Annotated in this window: 17 protein-coding genes; 9 read left to right on the plus strand and 8 right to left on the minus strand. The window is 37.1% G+C overall.

The window, feature by feature from the left end:
* Positions 1-92: 92 nt before the first annotated feature.
* The 5 genes from D017_RS12240 to rlmH form a co-directional block, all read right to left on the minus strand.
* Positions 93-902 carry a carboxypeptidase-like regulatory domain-containing protein gene (locus D017_RS12240; RefSeq protein ID WP_035336818.1) on the minus strand — a complete coding sequence of 270 codons (810 nt, stop codon included), beginning with the start codon at positions 900-902 and terminating at the stop codon, positions 93-95.
* 86 nt (positions 903-988) lie between these two features.
* Positions 989-2,905 carry a DEAD/DEAH box helicase gene (locus tag D017_RS12245; protein ID WP_035336819.1) on the minus strand — a complete coding sequence of 639 codons (1,917 nt, stop codon included), beginning with the start codon at positions 2,903-2,905 and terminating at the stop codon, positions 989-991.
* A 168-nt stretch (positions 2,906-3,073) separates the two neighbouring features.
* Positions 3,074-3,652 (minus strand): non-canonical purine NTP diphosphatase, encoded by a 579-nt coding sequence (locus D017_RS12250; protein ID WP_035336820.1) that lies wholly within the window; start codon positions 3,650-3,652, stop codon positions 3,074-3,076.
* Positions 3,652-4,272, minus strand: a complete 621-nt coding sequence (locus tag D017_RS12255) for a short-chain dehydrogenase (RefSeq protein WP_035336823.1) — start codon at positions 4,270-4,272, stop codon at positions 3,652-3,654. The genes D017_RS12250 and D017_RS12255 overlap by 1 nt, the downstream gene beginning before the upstream one ends.
* A gap of 151 nt (positions 4,273-4,423) precedes the next feature.
* Positions 4,424-4,897, minus strand: a complete 474-nt coding sequence (rlmH, locus tag D017_RS12260) for a 23S rRNA (pseudouridine(1915)-N(3))-methyltransferase RlmH (RefSeq protein ID WP_035336824.1) — start codon at positions 4,895-4,897, stop codon at positions 4,424-4,426.
* An 81-nt stretch (positions 4,898-4,978) separates the two neighbouring features.
* Between rlmH and nadC the strand changes: the two genes are divergently transcribed.
* The 5 genes from nadC to priA all read left to right on the plus strand — a co-directional run bounded on the left by nadC (position 4,979) and on the right by priA (position 10,549).
* On the plus strand, positions 4,979-5,839 hold the full coding sequence (nadC, locus tag D017_RS12265) for a carboxylating nicotinate-nucleotide diphosphorylase (protein ID WP_035336825.1): 861 nt from the start codon (positions 4,979-4,981) through the stop codon (positions 5,837-5,839).
* Complete coding sequence (locus D017_RS12270; RefSeq protein WP_035336827.1) at positions 5,839-6,786, plus strand: YihY/virulence factor BrkB family protein; 948 nt, start codon at positions 5,839-5,841, stop codon at positions 6,784-6,786. The genes nadC and D017_RS12270 overlap by 1 nt, the downstream gene beginning before the upstream one ends.
* A gap of 40 nt (positions 6,787-6,826) precedes the next feature.
* On the plus strand, positions 6,827-7,390 hold the full coding sequence (locus D017_RS12275) for a chalcone isomerase family protein (RefSeq protein WP_035336829.1): 564 nt from the start codon (positions 6,827-6,829) through the stop codon (positions 7,388-7,390).
* 106 nt (positions 7,391-7,496) lie between these two features.
* Positions 7,497-7,925, plus strand: a complete 429-nt coding sequence (locus D017_RS12280; protein ID WP_035336830.1) for a DUF2147 domain-containing protein — start codon at positions 7,497-7,499, stop codon at positions 7,923-7,925.
* Between the two features lie 167 nt (positions 7,926-8,092).
* Entirely contained in the window at positions 8,093-10,549 is a 2,457-nt protein-coding gene (priA, locus tag D017_RS12285) for a primosomal protein N' (RefSeq protein WP_035336831.1), read from the plus strand.
* A gap of 8 nt (positions 10,550-10,557) precedes the next feature.
* Here the strand turns inward: priA and D017_RS12290 are convergent, their stop codons facing one another.
* Both D017_RS12290 and D017_RS12295 read right to left on the minus strand, forming a co-directional pair.
* Complete coding sequence (locus D017_RS12290) at positions 10,558-11,352, minus strand: hypothetical protein (protein ID WP_051583904.1); 795 nt, start codon at positions 11,350-11,352, stop codon at positions 10,558-10,560.
* A gap of 122 nt (positions 11,353-11,474) precedes the next feature.
* Positions 11,475-12,176 (minus strand): LytTR family DNA-binding domain-containing protein, encoded by a 702-nt coding sequence (locus D017_RS12295; protein WP_035336832.1) that lies wholly within the window; start codon positions 12,174-12,176, stop codon positions 11,475-11,477.
* A gap of 449 nt (positions 12,177-12,625) precedes the next feature.
* Between D017_RS12295 and rpsF the strand changes: the two genes are divergently transcribed.
* The 4 genes from rpsF (at position 12,626) to D017_RS12315 (ending at position 14,310) form a co-directional block, all read left to right on the plus strand.
* Positions 12,626-12,967 carry a 30S ribosomal protein S6 gene (rpsF, locus tag D017_RS12300; RefSeq protein WP_035336833.1) on the plus strand — a complete coding sequence of 114 codons (342 nt, stop codon included), beginning with the start codon at positions 12,626-12,628 and terminating at the stop codon, positions 12,965-12,967.
* 3 nt (positions 12,968-12,970) lie between these two features.
* Positions 12,971-13,267 (plus strand): 30S ribosomal protein S18, encoded by a 297-nt coding sequence (rpsR, locus tag D017_RS12305; protein ID WP_013752085.1) that lies wholly within the window; start codon positions 12,971-12,973, stop codon positions 13,265-13,267.
* A gap of 14 nt (positions 13,268-13,281) precedes the next feature.
* A complete protein-coding gene (gene rplI, locus D017_RS12310; RefSeq protein ID WP_035336834.1) occupies positions 13,282-13,734 on the plus strand; it encodes a 50S ribosomal protein L9 in 453 nt (150 codons plus the stop codon).
* A gap of 99 nt (positions 13,735-13,833) precedes the next feature.
* The gene (locus D017_RS12315; RefSeq protein WP_035336835.1) at positions 13,834-14,310 is read left to right on the plus strand and encodes a DUF6495 family protein; all 477 of its coding nucleotides are present in this window, start codon (positions 13,834-13,836) and stop codon (positions 14,308-14,310) included.
* A gap of 94 nt (positions 14,311-14,404) precedes the next feature.
* On the opposite strand, the gene D017_RS12320 is transcribed toward D017_RS12315, so the two are convergent.
* Entirely contained in the window at positions 14,405-15,715 is a 1,311-nt protein-coding gene (locus D017_RS12320) for a DEAD/DEAH box helicase (RefSeq protein WP_035336836.1), read from the minus strand.
* Positions 15,716-15,906 lie beyond the last annotated feature (191 nt).

Genomic DNA, 15,906 nt, shown 5'->3' on the forward strand with positions numbered 1-15,906 from the left:
TTTCGCGAAAGCGTAGTAAATACACATCGCAGTATAAAACAATTAAGCCCGCTATAGAGCGGGCTTAATTGTTTATTTATATAAAATGATTGTTAATCTCTTTTCTGAAGCACTCTGTACTCCTCATAACATTCACTTATTGCATCGAGGATTTGAAGATCATTTGCGCTCATGATAAAATTATCTGAGTAGCTACAATTTTTAAGTATGGCGTCTATATCAACACGATCTATCTGTAAAAGAGCACTCAGGGTTTCTCGATCAAATTTACGTTCTAGTAAGTTGCGCACTTTGTCATCTTCCTTCATTTGCCTAAGCTTGCGAAGTTGACCTTTCTTTCTGCTAAAAATATTATAAAGAAAATCTGCGGGATTAAAAATAGAACTTAAGACTCGTGATATCGCGCCTGGCTGACTTTTGCCTACCTCATAACCAGAGTTTAATCCAGATATACTGTATCGCTGATTGCTATAAATAGGGACTTTCTTTGCGTCAATTTCTAGATATCCAGTAAGCTCTAATTCTTGAACGACAACTTCTTCTAGTGCAATTCCTATTTCGGTCATTTGGATTTTTACATCCCCATACTTAATCCAGTCACCGCTTACGCGTACTTTGAGAGATTTGTATCCTAGGTAAGAGAAGTATAAGGTGTCATTAACTTCAGCTTTAATTTCAAACTTACCGTACTTATCTGTAGTTGCTCCTTTAAAATTAGAGAGGTTGAGGATATTTACGTTCTGTAAGGTAATATCTGTGCTACTGCTCAATACTTTTCCATCTATATACCCATCCTCTAGTTCTGTTGAAGCTTCGGGTGGTGTAGATGTGTTATCTATTTCTTGAGCATATCCTACTGCCACGGCAGCGAATAAAAGTAGGTTTAGTATGATCTTCTTCATATGGTAAGGCAATTTATACAATCCATAGGGAAAATCATACCAAATCTATTTTTTTACAATAATTCTAACATATAATAAGCGGTAGACTAGCTTCTACGGCGTCTTTTGCCAGAAAATGGGCTCTTGTTTCCTTCAGACCTGTTGTCTGGAGTGCGAGTAGATGGTCTACGCTCTGATCTGTCTGATCTGTCTGATCTACTTCTAGAGCGACCTCCTTGATCATCACCATAGCTAGATTTACGGTCATTGCGTTTTCTGTCTGAAGATCCTCCGCCACTACGACGACGATCACCGCCACCGCTACGACCACTAGATCTAAATCCATCATCACCGCCACGACGACGATCTCTACCACCGCTGCGACCTCGGCCACCGCCACCATTACGTCTTCTGTCTCCGCCACCGCTGCGGCCACCGCCACCTTGAGTTTCCTCAACGCTTACACGACGTCCGTCAAGCTCATAGTTTTCAAAGTGAGCTAGAATACGTGCTTTGTGCTCAGTATCTGTATTAAAAAATGAGAAGGCATCTTTACAGTCTACACGGTAAACACCGTCTTGACCTAATCCTAATTCTTCCTTTAAGAAGTCTTTAAGCTTCATCCAGTCAAAATCATCTTTGCTACCTACGTTTATAAAGTAACGAGTAGAGTCTCCAGATTGCTCTCTAGCTGCTCCAATGGCATTTTGATTAAGATCTTTTGATTTCTTGTAGTAATTAAAGAAACGTGTAAACTCAACAGAAAATACTTTTTTGATAAGTTCTTCTTTTGTGTTGTCTTTTAATACTTCTTCTATTTCTGGAAGATAAGCATCAATCTCGTCGTTAATCTCTGTAGTGTTGATGCTATTTGCAAGGTGAAATAATTGTACTTGCGTGATTTCCTTTCCGTCTGGAATGGTTTTTTGTTCAAACTTCTTACCTAAGATTTTCTCAAGTTGTTTGATTTTACGCATTTCGCTTTTAGTTACAATAACTAGCGAAGTACCAGTTTTACCAGCACGACCAGTACGACCAGAACGGTGTGTGTATGTTTCTATTTCGTCAGGTAATTGGTAATTTACAACGTGTGTAATATCATCTACATCAATACCACGTGCAGCCACGTCTGTAGCTACTAGCATTTGTATCTGGCGATTTCTAAAACTCTTCATTACCAGATCACGCTGGTTCTGACTTAAATCTCCGTGCAATGCTCCAGCGTTATATCCATCTTCTATAAGCTGCTCGGCAACTTTTTGGGTATCACGTTTTGTACGACAAAAGATTACCGCAAAAATATCTGGGTTTGCGTCAGAAAGTCTTTTAAGTGCTTGATAACGATCTCTAGTGTGCACTACAAAGTACTCATGAGAAACATTTTTTGCACCTTCGTTTTTATGTCCTACCGTTATTTCTAACGGGTTTACCATAAATTCTTTGGCTATACGTGCGACTTCTCTAGGCATGGTTGCACTAAAAAGCCATGTAAGTTTATCTTCTGGTGTATCTGCAAGGATATTTGTAATATCTTCATAGAACCCCATGTTAAGCATCTCATCTGCTTCATCAAGTACACAGTAGCTTAATTTTGTAATATCTACCATACGACGACGCATCATGTCTTGCATACGTCCAGGTGTAGCTACTACAATTTGTGCTCCGCGAGAAATCTCACGTGCTTGTTCTTGTATGTTTGCTCCTCCATAAACTGCAACAACGCGCACACCTTTCATGTGTTTTGCATACAGTTTCATCTCGTTTGTAATTTGTAAACAAAGTTCACGAGTAGGAGCTATAATAAGACCTTGTGTAGTCTTACTTGTAGCGTCAATGTTTTGTAATAGTGGAAAACCAAAAGCAGCTGTCTTTCCTGTTCCTGTTTGAGCAAGAGCAACCATATCGCGATCTTCGGCGAGTAGTTGTGGGATAGCTTCTTCTTGGATTTTTGATGGGGTTTCAAATCCCATATCGGCAATAGCCTGGAGTAAAGGCGCATTTAGGCCTAGTTCATCAAATGTCATATGACAATAGTATTTATAAGTGTTAGCGTGTATAGGAAGCGCAACGACTTATAAACCAATTGCTTCGATCAACACGTGCCAAAATTGTGGCAATACCTCACCCTGAGGTTTTACAAGCTGCAAAAGTACTATATAAATCTATATGATGATAGGTAATCAGTAAAAATGTTATTTCTGATTATGGAGAAATTCTAGAAACGCTGCAACAGCAAGGCCTCTGTGGCTTATTTTTCCTTTGAGAGATGGTGCCATTTGAGCAAATGTAGCGTTATAGCCCTCAGGTTTGAAGATAGGGTCGTAGCCAAAACCTCCATCACCGTGACGTTCTTTAGTAATATGACCTCTGCATATTCCTGTAAAAGTTTCTGTTTTGTTTGCTTTCGCGAAAGCGATAACTGTTTTAAACTGTGCTCCACGTTCCTGCTTTGTAGCAAGATTGATCAAGAGCTTGTTCATGTTATCTGAGTCATTTTTTTGCTCACCAGCATATCTAGCCGAATAAACTCCAGGCGCGCCGTCTAGTGCATCTACTTCAAGACCTGTGTCATCTGCAAAGCAATCATACCCATAATTTGAAAGGACATAATTTGCTTTAAGCAAGGCATTGCCTTCTATAGTGTCGGCGTCCTCTATAATTTCTTCTGTACACCCTATGTCTGTTAAAGAGAGTAAGGTAATATGGTCGGGAACTAAAGCTTGAACTTCGCGAAGCTTATTACTGTTATGAGTGGCAAAAACAAGTTTCATTAAGATACAAGGCTAAAGATTGCTGCCCCATATATTGCATATCTTACAAAACGAGCAAGGCCAAACAAAGCCCAATATTTAAACTCAAAACGAATCATACCTGCAGCAAGACTGGCCACTGCAAAAGGAAGCGGGAGTAAAGCGCCTACGAGAATTAAAAATCCTCCCCATTTACGAGCGTTTTTTAAGTGCTTTTCCATTCTTACTTCTAGGTAGTTGTGAACAGATGGGATCTTTAAAGCAGCTCTTCCAGTAAAGTAGGACACCGCACCTCCGGCATATGATAATATTGCGATGAGACTTAAATATAGAATAGGGTTGCTAGTCTTATCACTCCAGGCAATAAATAATTCTGGTGGAATGATACCGAGTATCGATTCTGAAACAAAGAATAAGGTAAGCACGAGCACATTAGAGTAATTGTCTATTACATATTGTAGTGCCGTATTAAGGTCGATTACAAAGTAGTGTATAATTATGATAGCGGCTACTACAAATAGAATAGGCGGGAGCGCTTTTTTAAGAGCATCTTTTAAAAAAGTGTAAAAACCAGTGTACACATAGTACTGGTGCAGTAATTGCAGCCTGTTTTTCTTTTTTGTACCTGATTGTGATCCCATTAAACTGTATTCGTATTTTAACTGCAAAAATAACATCTAGCAGCAATAATATTGCTACATATGCTCATAAATATAGGTTAAACCCGTTTTATAATTAACGTTATTAACTCAGGCTAATTGTGGGGGGTCATTCTAATTCTATAGATTGTTCTTATTGATGATGATAGGGCTCTCCTTTTAAAATAGTAAAACCTCTATAGATTTGCTCAGTAATAAATAGTCGTACCATCTGGTGAGAAAAAGTCATAGATGACAGCGATACTTTACCTTGAGCTTTTGTATACACCTCTTGAGAAAATCCATAAGGCCCACCTATGACAAAGACGAGTGTCTTGATACCGCTATTCATTTTCTTTTGTAAAAATTTTGAAAAGCCAACGCTTGAAAAGGTCTTGCCATTTTCATCAAAGAGTATTAGGTGGTCATAAGGTCCTATTTTAGATAAAATAAGGTCGCCCTCCTTGTTTTTTTGTTCTTGCTCACTAAGATTCTTGACATTTTTAATATCTGGGAGAATTTCGATAGTGTATTTTACATAAAAATTGAGACGCTTAGTATAGGTGTCTATCAGTGCTTGCAACTGTTTATTATCGGTCTTGCCTACGCAGAGAAGTTTAATATTCATGTGGTAAAAATACAAAACTAGCTTACAGAACTAAGAAGCTTTACCTTTTGCTTATTTTTACATAAAAGGAATAAAAGATTTATGATTTCAGAAGCACAATTTCAGATTGAGATAGAGGGTATAATTGCAAATGCTATACGAGAGGATGTAGGCGATGGGGACCATAGTTCGCTAGCATGTATACCAGCCAGCGCCACTGGAAAAGCAAAACTACTTGTAAAGGATGAAGGTATTCTTGCAGGTTGCGCTTTCGCGAAAGCGGTATTTGCCTACGTAGACCCATCATTACAAGTTGAGGATGTCTTAACAGATGGAGACGCTGTAAAATATGGAGATATAGCATTTTATGTCACTGGATCAAGCCAAAGCATTCTAAAAGCTGAACGATTAGTACTGAATGCTATGCAGCGTATGAGTGCTATAGCAACAAAGACCAAGTTTTTTGTAAACCTCTTGGAAGGAACAGATACTAAAATTCTAGATACAAGGAAAACTACACCAGGAATAAGAGCACTAGAGAAGTGGGCTGTAAAAATAGGTGGTGGTGAGAATCATCGTTTTGCGTTGTATGATATGATTATGCTTAAAGATAATCACATCGATTTTGCAGGTGGGGTAACAAAAGCTATTCTTAAAACAGTTGATTATCTAAAGGAAGAGCAACGAGATCTCAAGATTATAGTAGAAGCTAGAAGTCTAGAAGAGATTAAAGAAATACTTGAAAATCATGAGCATGTATATCGTATTCTAATAGATAACTTTAATTATGAAGATACTCGTACTGCAGTTGCATTGATAGGTGATAAATGTCTTACAGAATCCTCTGGTGGTATTAATGAGGAGACGATACGTGATTACGCTCTTTGCGGTGTAGATTATATTTCTAGTGGAGCGCTCACGCACTCTGTTTACAACTTAGATCTTAGTCTGAAAGCAGTTTAATGGCATCAGATAAGACAATAGAACAACGTTTAATGAGGTTCAAGCCTTTCTGCTGGCTTGTAAGTATGCTGGATAGTATTGTAATTCCTGGTTTTGAAGGGATGACGCTGCTATACTTGCTACGTGCTTATTTTAACGGGATTATTAAGGGGGCTCTAGGGTCTCGTGCAAGTTCTATTGCTTATAGTTTTTTTATGGCCATTTTCCCAGCATTACTATTTTTACTCAATTTAGTGCCGTACGTACCCATAGAAAATTTTGATATTAAGTTTATGGCTTTTATCTACGAGCTTATCCCCGCACAATCATTAGATTTCTTTAAGCCTATAATTATAGATATCTCTCAAAATGAGAGGGCGGGTCTTGCTTCCTTTGCTGGTTTACTTGCTTTGTTCTTAACTGCAAATGGTGTTAATGCTATTTTTAGCGGTTTTGAGGGTTCTCATTACAATGAGATTAGCCGCAATTTCTTTAGGCAGTATGCGGTGGCTTTAGGTACTTCAATTATTTTGGCATTGTTGTTGGTTACTACTATATCAGTAGTGATATATTTTGAATTATTACTTAACTCCTTGAAAGAGCGGGATTTTATGAGTAATGATATGGATATCGCACTTTTACGAATAGGTAAGAATCTATTTTTAATCATAATGATCTATTCGGTGATTGCTACGCTCTATTATTTTGGAACTAAAGAAGGCCGTAAAAGCCGCTTTTTTTCACCAGGAGCATTGATGACAACAATATTATTTATGATAACTACTTATTTATTTGGTATTTATATTGATAATTTTGGCACATATAATGAGTTGTACGGCTCTATTGGTGCATTATTAATAATGATGCTTTATATTTGGTTAAATTCAAATTTGATTTTATTGGGCTATGAGCTTAACGCTACCCTTCAAAAATTACGAATTTTACATAAAAACCCTAATTCAAATTAAGTAACACACACACACACACACACACACACACACACAAATTATGAAAAAGTATTTATTAGCTTTAGTAGCAGTATGTAGTCTTACAGTTAGTCAGGCACAAACAGTAGTAGGAGATGCAACCTTACCTAACTCTGTAACCATGGGCGGTACAGAACTTGCACTTAATGGTGCTGGCATGAGGGAGAAAGTCGTATTTGATCTTTATGCTGGTGGACTGTACTTAGTGTCAAAAAATAGTGATGCTGCAGCAATTATTAATGCAGATGAGACTATGGCCCTTAAATTACACATCGTTTCTGGGATGGTTTCTAGTAAGAAAATGATAGGAGCTGTAGATGACGGCTTTGACGCTTCAATGGACGGAAATACTAGTTCGCTAGATGCAAAAATCGAGCAGTTCAAAGGATTTTTTAGTGATAAGATTGTAAAAACAAACGTTTTTGATATCGCTTATATCAAAGGAAAAGGAACAGTAGTTTACAAAAACGGAAAAGAAGTAGGATCTATTGCAGGTCTTGATTTTAAGAAAGCTCTTTTCGGGATCTGGTTAGGTAACGACCCAGCAGATGATGATCTTAAAGAGGCGATGTTAGGTAAAAACTAATTATCACAATCATATTAAAAATGGCGATCACTTGTGATTCGCCATTTTTTATGCATTATAATCTCTCTATAAGTCACATTAATTTTAGAACCTTAAAACTTGAATTATGAAAAAACACATAACCCTACTTATCCTGCTATTTTTTGCAGTGAGCACACAAGCGCAACAGGGAACTATCTTTGGACAATGGAAAACTATAGATGATGAGACCGGTGAGGCGATGTCTATTATAGAAATCTATAAAAAGGATGGAAAAGTGTTTGGTAAGATTATAGATATATTAAATCCTGCAGACCGCGATAAGACCTGTATTTACTGTAAAGGTGAGGACTACAACAAGCCGCTCATAGGTCTTGATATCATTAAGAATTTAGAAAAAGATGATGATGAATATGAGGGCGGAACTATCTTTGATCCAGAAAAAGGAAAGGAATACAAGGCCAAACTGTGGATTGACGAGGATGATAAAAACATCTTAAACGTACGAGGATATATTGCATTCTTATTTAGAACACAGCAGTGGATAAGAAGCTAGAAATCTAGCTGTCTAAAATTGAAAGCCGTTTCTTTGAGAAGCGGCTTTTTTTATGCTTTCGCGAAAGCGTATGTACAAACATACTATTCTTTTTATCTACGATTAGCTCTTACGTTTGATCTGCTTCTGTAACTTTGTATATTCATACTTTCTTATCACAATTTACTATGTCTTATTTTATTGATGTTATACTTCCTATCCCTGTAGAGAATACGTTTACGTACCTCGTCTCTGAGGCAGAGTATAACTATATTCAAAAAGGGATGCGGGTTGCTGTGCCATTTGGTAAAAAGAAAGTGTATGCCTCTATTGTAAAAAATAAGCATCAGGTGGCTCCTACAATTTATGAAGCCAAGGAAATCCAGCAAATTCTAGATGAGGACCCAATAGTCACTGAGGAACAGCTCAAATTCTGGAGTTGGATTGCAGATTACTATATGTGTACCGAAGGAGAGGTGATGCGTGCGGCACTCCCTAAGGCTTTTTTGTTAGAAAGTGAGACGGTGATAAGGCTTAAGGAAGATGGACTTGTTATTGATGAGGCAGCACTTAAGGATGATGAATTTCTTATATATGAAGCATTGCAGCATCGTTCAGAATTAAAGGTTCATGAGGTGATGGATATTCTAGATAAGAAAAAGATCCTTCCTTCTATACAGCGTTTAATTGATCAAGGGGTGATTGAGATGCAAGAAGAGATTTATGAGCAATACGTACCTAAGCTTGTAAAATTTATCACTATTGCGCCAGCATATGAAGGCGAGCAGGGGCTTACTACCGTGCTAGAAGAATTATCCCGAGCTCCAAAACAAAGAGAGATGGTGCTCACATTTTTTTCGCTTAAAGCGAAAACAAACAAACCTATCTCATCTCAGGATTTACAAAAAGCATCTGGCGCTACTGCTAGTCAGCTCAAGGCGCTTGTAGATAAAGGAATTTTTCAAACCTATCAGAAGCGTCAAGACCGTATAGGATTTGATGGTGAAGTTTTTGAAACCAAGATTCTTAATCAGTATCAGCAGGCGGCTTATGAGGAGATAAAAAGTCATTTTGAAGTTAAAGATGTAACGTTATTACATGGCGTTACTGCTTCTGGGAAGACAGAAATCTATGTACAGCTTATTGAGGAGATGCTAGAGTCTGGTGATCAAATACTTTATCTACTCCCAGAGATAGCATTAACCACGCAGTTGATTGCCAGGTTGCAAACATATTTTGGTGAGCGTGTAGCTATTTTTCACTCCAAGTACTCCGTAAACGAGCGAGTAGAGGTGTGGAATAATGTATTAAAAAAGCTTGATAAAGCTCAAATTATTATAGGAGCCCGTAGTGCACTTTTATTACCCTTTAGGGATTTAAAATTTATCGTAGTAGATGAGGAGCATGAGAGTAGTTTTAAGCAATACGATCCTGCACCTAGATATCACGCTCGTGATGCTGCAATTGTGCTAGGCGCAATGTTTAAAGCAAAAGTATTGCTAGGATCTGCAACACCATCTATAGAAACAGTATATAACGCACAGCAGGCAAAGTATGGTTACGTGTCTTTAAAACAAAGACATGGAGGTATTTTAATGCCTGAGATTAATCTTGTAGACATTAAGGAGAAAAGCAAGAAGCGTGAGATGACGGGTCACTTTTCTGATACGTTAATACGTGCAATTACAGATGCGCTAGCACTTGGAGAGCAGGTAATTCTCTTTCAAAACCGTAGAGGTTTTTCACCTATATTAGAATGTACCACATGTGGTCATGCGCCACAATGTCCTAATTGTGATGTAAGTCTTACCTATCATAAATACAGGTCACAGTTGCGTTGCCATTACTGTGGTTACAATATTGCCTTACAGCAAAAATGTATGGCTTGTGGTAGCGCAGAGCTTACCACCAAGGGGTTTGGGACAGAGCAGATAGAACTAGAACTTAAAGAGTTGTATCCAGATAAATCTATTGCAAGAATGGATTCTGACACTACTAGGGGGAAGTATGGATTTGAAAAACTTATCACAGCTTTCGAGCAAGAGCAAATTGATATTCTCGTGGGTACACAAATGCTTACTAAAGGCCTTGATTTTAGAAATGTCACTCTTGTGGGGATTATGAATGCAGATAGCATGCTCAATTTTCCTGATTTTAGAGCGCATGAACGCAGCTATCAACTCATAGCACAAGTGTCGGGTAGGGCAGGGAGAACAGAAAAGCAAGGGAAGGTGCTTGTGCAGACGTATAATCCTTACCATCAAATCTTACAGCAGGTCTCTGCAAATAAGTTTGAGGAGATGTACAAAGAGCAATTAGAAGAGCGTCGTAACTTTAAGTATCCACCTTTTCATAGGTTGATACGTATAACTTTAAAGCACAGGGATTATCAAAAAATAGAAGAGGCTAGTATCTGGCTCGCAAAAGCACTAAGGCAAACGCTGGGCTCGGATGCTGTTCTAGGGCCTGAGACCCCTTCTGTAGCGCGAATACGTAATCAGTATAGACGTAATGTGCTAATAAAAATAAGTCGTAGGCAGAAACTTTTAGAGACTAAGAAAGCTATAAGACGCGTGGTTACCAGCTTTAATGCGATAGGGCCTTACAGAAGCGTCCGACTTGTAATTGATGTAGATTGTTATTAACGGCTTGACTATTTTATTTGAATATGAATATGGTCATCATGCCTAACAGCGCCACAGCCGTGAAATCTTATTTTGTTATTAGAGAGGTTTAATCGGCTTTTGAGGTGAGGCTCAATAAATACTTTGCTCAGGTTTTTGTTTTTTAGGAATTCAACAACTAGATTTCTGGTGCCATTATTTGAGAATGTAATGTCTTTATTTATAGTTCCCAAGGTTAGGTATTTAGGGAAATCATATTGCCAATATCCACGTTGTTGGCAGATTAAAGTTTGATTATGCTCTTTTATTGTGGGGTTTTCAAATACACCATATCCACTTATTGACGGTTTTTTATTGGTGAGCTCTCCCTTAGCGTCTAGGTAAACGAGAGAGATATCTATCTTTTTTCCATCGTTATGACTTAAATGAGGTAGTAATGGAAATTTATTAAAAAATGGAAAGCTGGCGTCTAGATGAATGAGCTTCATATTTTTATTGTTCTTAGTATAGTTCTTTGAGGTTTTATCAAGTAACTCTTGCAGCTCTGGCTTGACGTAGTTTCTATTAGCAAATTTGTAGAAGAAGGAATGTGCTTCTAGAACAGCTGTTTCTTTAATCTTTTCTCGGCCAAAAATCGGCGCAAGAGTAGGTGTAACAATGAAGGTGGCGATGGAATACAGGAAAATAAATAGGGTAGAGCCTTTTAAAAATGTTTTGTTCTTTGCTTTTTGAAATACTAATAGCGTGAGTATATAAACTATACCGCCTATTTGGGTAATAACTGTAAGACCTATTATCAATAATAAATGGAAGAGAATTTTCAAAAATAAAATGTGTTTTTTGTAGAACGCTATGAACACTTGATAATTATCATAGATCACAAAAAAAAATCCCACTCATAGAGCGGGATTCTTCATTTAAAATATAAATTTCGTTCACCATCCGCTTACGCCGAAAGTGCATCTATAAGGTCAGATTTTTTATGCCTTGATAAAGGGATTTTTTCTCCATCTATCTCAATATTTCTACTGTTATATTTATCTACCTTGTCTATATTAATAATATAGGATTTATGGATACGCATAAAGCGTTCTGGCGGTAATTGTGCTACAAATGATTTCATTGTTGCAAGTACAACAATAGGGTCGTGCACTGTAACCAGCTTTACATAATCTCCAAGAGCTGTGATATATTTAAGCTCATTGAGCATCACTTTCTTTTTCTTAAGGTTACTCTTTACAAAGATATAATCATCATCTTCTACAGCGCCTTCAGTTTTAAGTTTGTGTAAGCTTATGGCTTTATAAACCGCATTTGTAAAACGATCCTTAGTGAGGGGTTTACGTAAGTAATCGATTGCGTTATAGTTGAAAGCCTTGTAAGCGTATTTTGTTTTTCCTGTCACAAATATAATTTGTGGCTTATGTATAAGATCATCCAGTAAGTCAAATCCAGATAGAATAGGCATCTCTATATCAAGAAAAAGTAAATCTACTTTAGTCTCTATGAGTCCATTTTTCGTTTCTATGGCATTGTTATATTCGGCAACTAAGCGTAAGTTGGGATGATCATTGATCATCTTTACGATAGCTAGACGTTGCAAACTTGAATCGTCTACAACTGCGCAGTCTAATAGTACTCCTTCCACAGCAATTAATATTTAGTTAAGGTTAAGAATATCAATATTAGGCAAAAATAACCTATTTACCAACAAAAACATGACTTTCATCGGTTATTTGTGCGATTGGTCGAATGATTTTTCCTGTATTCTCATAAGAAGAAGTGATTTTAACTATTTAAACGGTAAAAATTTAACTATTGACGATTAGTTAGGTGGTAAAGAAGCTAAAATCCGATGTAAGTATTTGATTTGCAGACTACAAAGTTAAATTTTTTAAGATATATTTTGTTGCTGAGAACTATTATAATTGTCCTTATTATGTACTAGTTTTATGTCCAAATTTTAGCGAAAGCTATATCTAGAAATTAATTGCTCTATGTAATGTCATTTTTTTTACAATTTATAAACAATATGCTGTTTGAATATTAAAAGTAAATCATTACTTTTGCACTCATTTTTAATTTAACTCATATTATATGAACCATTACGAAACTGTTTTCATCTTGAATCCCGTTTTATCTGATGATCAGATAAAGGAAACAGTAAAGAAGTACGAAGGACTTCTTAAAGAAAAGGGTGCTAAGATGATTAGTAAAGAGGATTGGGGCTTAAAAAAGCTTGCATATCCTATCCAAAACAAGAAAAGTGGTTTTTACCACTTACTTGAATTTACTGTTGATGGACAAGCTATCAATGATTACGAACTAGCTTTTCGCCGTGACGAACGTGTGATGCGTTACTTAACGGTAGCACTTGATAAGCACGCGATCTCGTGGGCTGAAAGAAGACGTGAAAAACTAAAAAAGCAAAAAGCGTAAGTTATGGCATCTTTACAACAACAAGCAAAAGGAAAGAAGGACGGAGATATCAGATATCTTACGCCTCTTAACATTGAAACTAACAAAGCAAAGAAGTACTGTCGCTTTAAGAAGTCTGGTATCAAGTATGTAGATTACAAAGATGCAGACTGGCTAGCAGGTTTTGTAAACGAGCAAGGTAAATTGTTACCACGTCGTCTTACAGGAACTTCTTTAAAGTACCAACGTAAAGTGTCTGTAGCTGTAAAAAGAGCTCGTCACCTTGCATTGATGCCTTATGTAACTGATTTATACAAATAGAAACTAGATAACAGATGGAACTTATATTAAAGAAGGACGTTGAGAATCTAGGATTTGCAGACGATCTAGTAGAAGTAAAAAACGGATACGGTAGAAACTACCTAATCCCTAACGGTCATGCTGTACTTGCTACGCCTAGCGCAAAGAAAGTACTTGCAGAAAACCTTAAGCAACGCGCTCACAAAGAACAAAAATTTGTGGACGATGCACAGAAGCAAGCAGATAAACTTAACGGACTTGAAGTTAAGATTAGTGCAAAAACTGGTGATGGAGACAAACTTTTTGGATCTATTAACAACGCAGACGTTGCAGAATACCTAGCAAAAGAAGGTATCTCTATCGATAAGAAATTTATTTCTATCGCTGGAAATACTGTAAAGCGCTTAGGTAACTATGAAGCAAAAGTACGTTTCCACAAGAATGTGGTAGCTACACTTCCTTTTGACGTAGTAGCAGAGGCTAACTAAGTCATTAGATAGTATATAAAAAGCCGTTCTTACAACCGTAAGGACGGCTTTTTTATGAAATACAATTTTTAATACGCTTACGCGAAAAAGTGATTAACAATGAAATACGCTCGCCTTACAAAAGAACAACTAGAAGAACTAAAGCCAGAGTTTATAAACTTTCTAGCCACGCAATCTATAACTGGAGAAGAATGGGCAACAATTAAAGAAAAGCAACCTAAAGTAGCCGAAGAGGAAATTGATGTTTTTTCAGATCTCGTTTGGGAAGGCGTGCTTACTAAAGCACAGTACCTAGAGCACATATCTCCTAACCAGATGCATTTATTTTTACTAGGAGAGAATAATATGTCACTTATTGCTGTAAAAATCAATAAGGAAGATATAGACATCACAACTGCTGAGGGCTATGCATGGCTCAAAGAAAACTTAGGAGATGATGATGTTGTCTTTATGAGTGCAAGCAAAGATTACAGTGCAGATCGTAATGCAGATAAGTTTAAACTTATAAGCGAGGGTGCTGTGATCACTAGAGGTGATCTTTATAAATGGTTTGCTCGCTTTGTAGAAGTGAAGTAATTCTCATAACCTAAGGGTTACAAATAACAATGGATTGTAAAGACTAGTTATTAAACGTAGTTTTTACAATCCTTTTCTATTTTAAAATGCTTCTCTAGGCGTGTTGTATTCTTAATTTTGCCTTTTTTAGTCGCTTGTTATCAAGTTTTCTTATCATTTCTTCTGCGATACTTTTGTGTACGGCTACAAATGATTGCAAATTTTTAACCTCTATAGTTCCTAGGTGTGCTCTATCTATATTTCCTTCTTTAAAAAAGAAACCAGCAATATCACCTTTAGAAATCTTATCCTTACGTCCTCCAGAAAGTTCTAAAGTTCGCCACTGTGATCCATCAGGAATTCCTTTATCGTGTATGAACTCTTCATCCATTTGTGGCATAAACTCTGGAAGTTTCTCATCTTTCCAGTGTAATACGTATGCTGTACCTTCAGACTGCATACGAGCTGTACGACCATTACGGTGCGTAAACTCTTCTGCATGAATAGGTAAGTGGTAGTGAAGTATAAATTTTATTTCTGGCACATCAATACCACGGGCTGCAAGATCTGTAGCAAGTAGTAATTGGTGTGTACCGTTACGAAACTTAAGTAACGACAGCTCACGCTCTCTTTGTTCCATACCACCATAAAAAGTCCCATGAGCAATACCGCGATCACTAAGGTATTCACTTATACGTGCGATAGTTCCTTTAAAATTGCAAAATATAATCCCTGGCTGATCGCCTAGGTGACACAAGGCCTTTACAAGCATATCAAGCTTATCCTTTTCTGGCGATACAATTGCTTTTAATTCAAGTTTAGATCCACCTTGATGCAGGTAATCCACTTCTACAGGAGAAGTAAGACCTACAAACTTAGGGATGTTTATTCCTTGCGTAGCAGAGGTAAGTACTTTCTTTTCTAAAGCTGGGAGAAAACTAAGTATTTCTGTCATTTCTCCTTCAAAGCCTACTTCTAGTGATTTGTCAAATTCATCTAAAACTAGCGTTTTAATATGATTTGTAGGAAATGTTTCTCTTCTTAAATGGTCTGCGAGTCTTCCTGGGGTGCCTATTAAAATGGCTGGGCGATGTTTTATGGCTTGTCTATCTGTATTAAAGCTTTGCCCACCATAAGCTGCATGAATTTTATAACCAGTTCCCATATTGCGAGCTACATTTTCTATTTGGATAGCAAGTTCTCGAGAAGGTACTACTATAAGTAATTGCACTTCTTCACAATTAGGATCAAGAGCCTCTATTACAGGTAATAAAAAAGCGAGTGTTTTACCAGTACCCGTAGGAGATAGTAATATCACCTCGTTTGCAGATTGTATTGCGAGTTGAGCTGCTTCTTGCATCTCATTGAGCGTCTTAATCCCTAGCTTGGCAAGGATTTGTTTTTGCGTTTTTTGGTTACTTGTCATAGACTGCAAAGATAATTATTCATTCATGAGTTATCATCTTTTATAGAGTACATGTGTAATTGTTGTTTGTGAATTAAATAAGTTTTTTTAGAATATTTTGGATTGATAACATGTTGGTAATGAGGTTTTATCGATATTGTTTGTGATGATTTTACGCTTTCGCGAAAGCGCACCTAAAAAGTATTTAACAA

The organism is Dokdonia sp. PRO95 (assembly GCF_000355805.1).
Classification (GTDB): domain Bacteria; phylum Bacteroidota; class Bacteroidia; order Flavobacteriales; family Flavobacteriaceae; genus Dokdonia.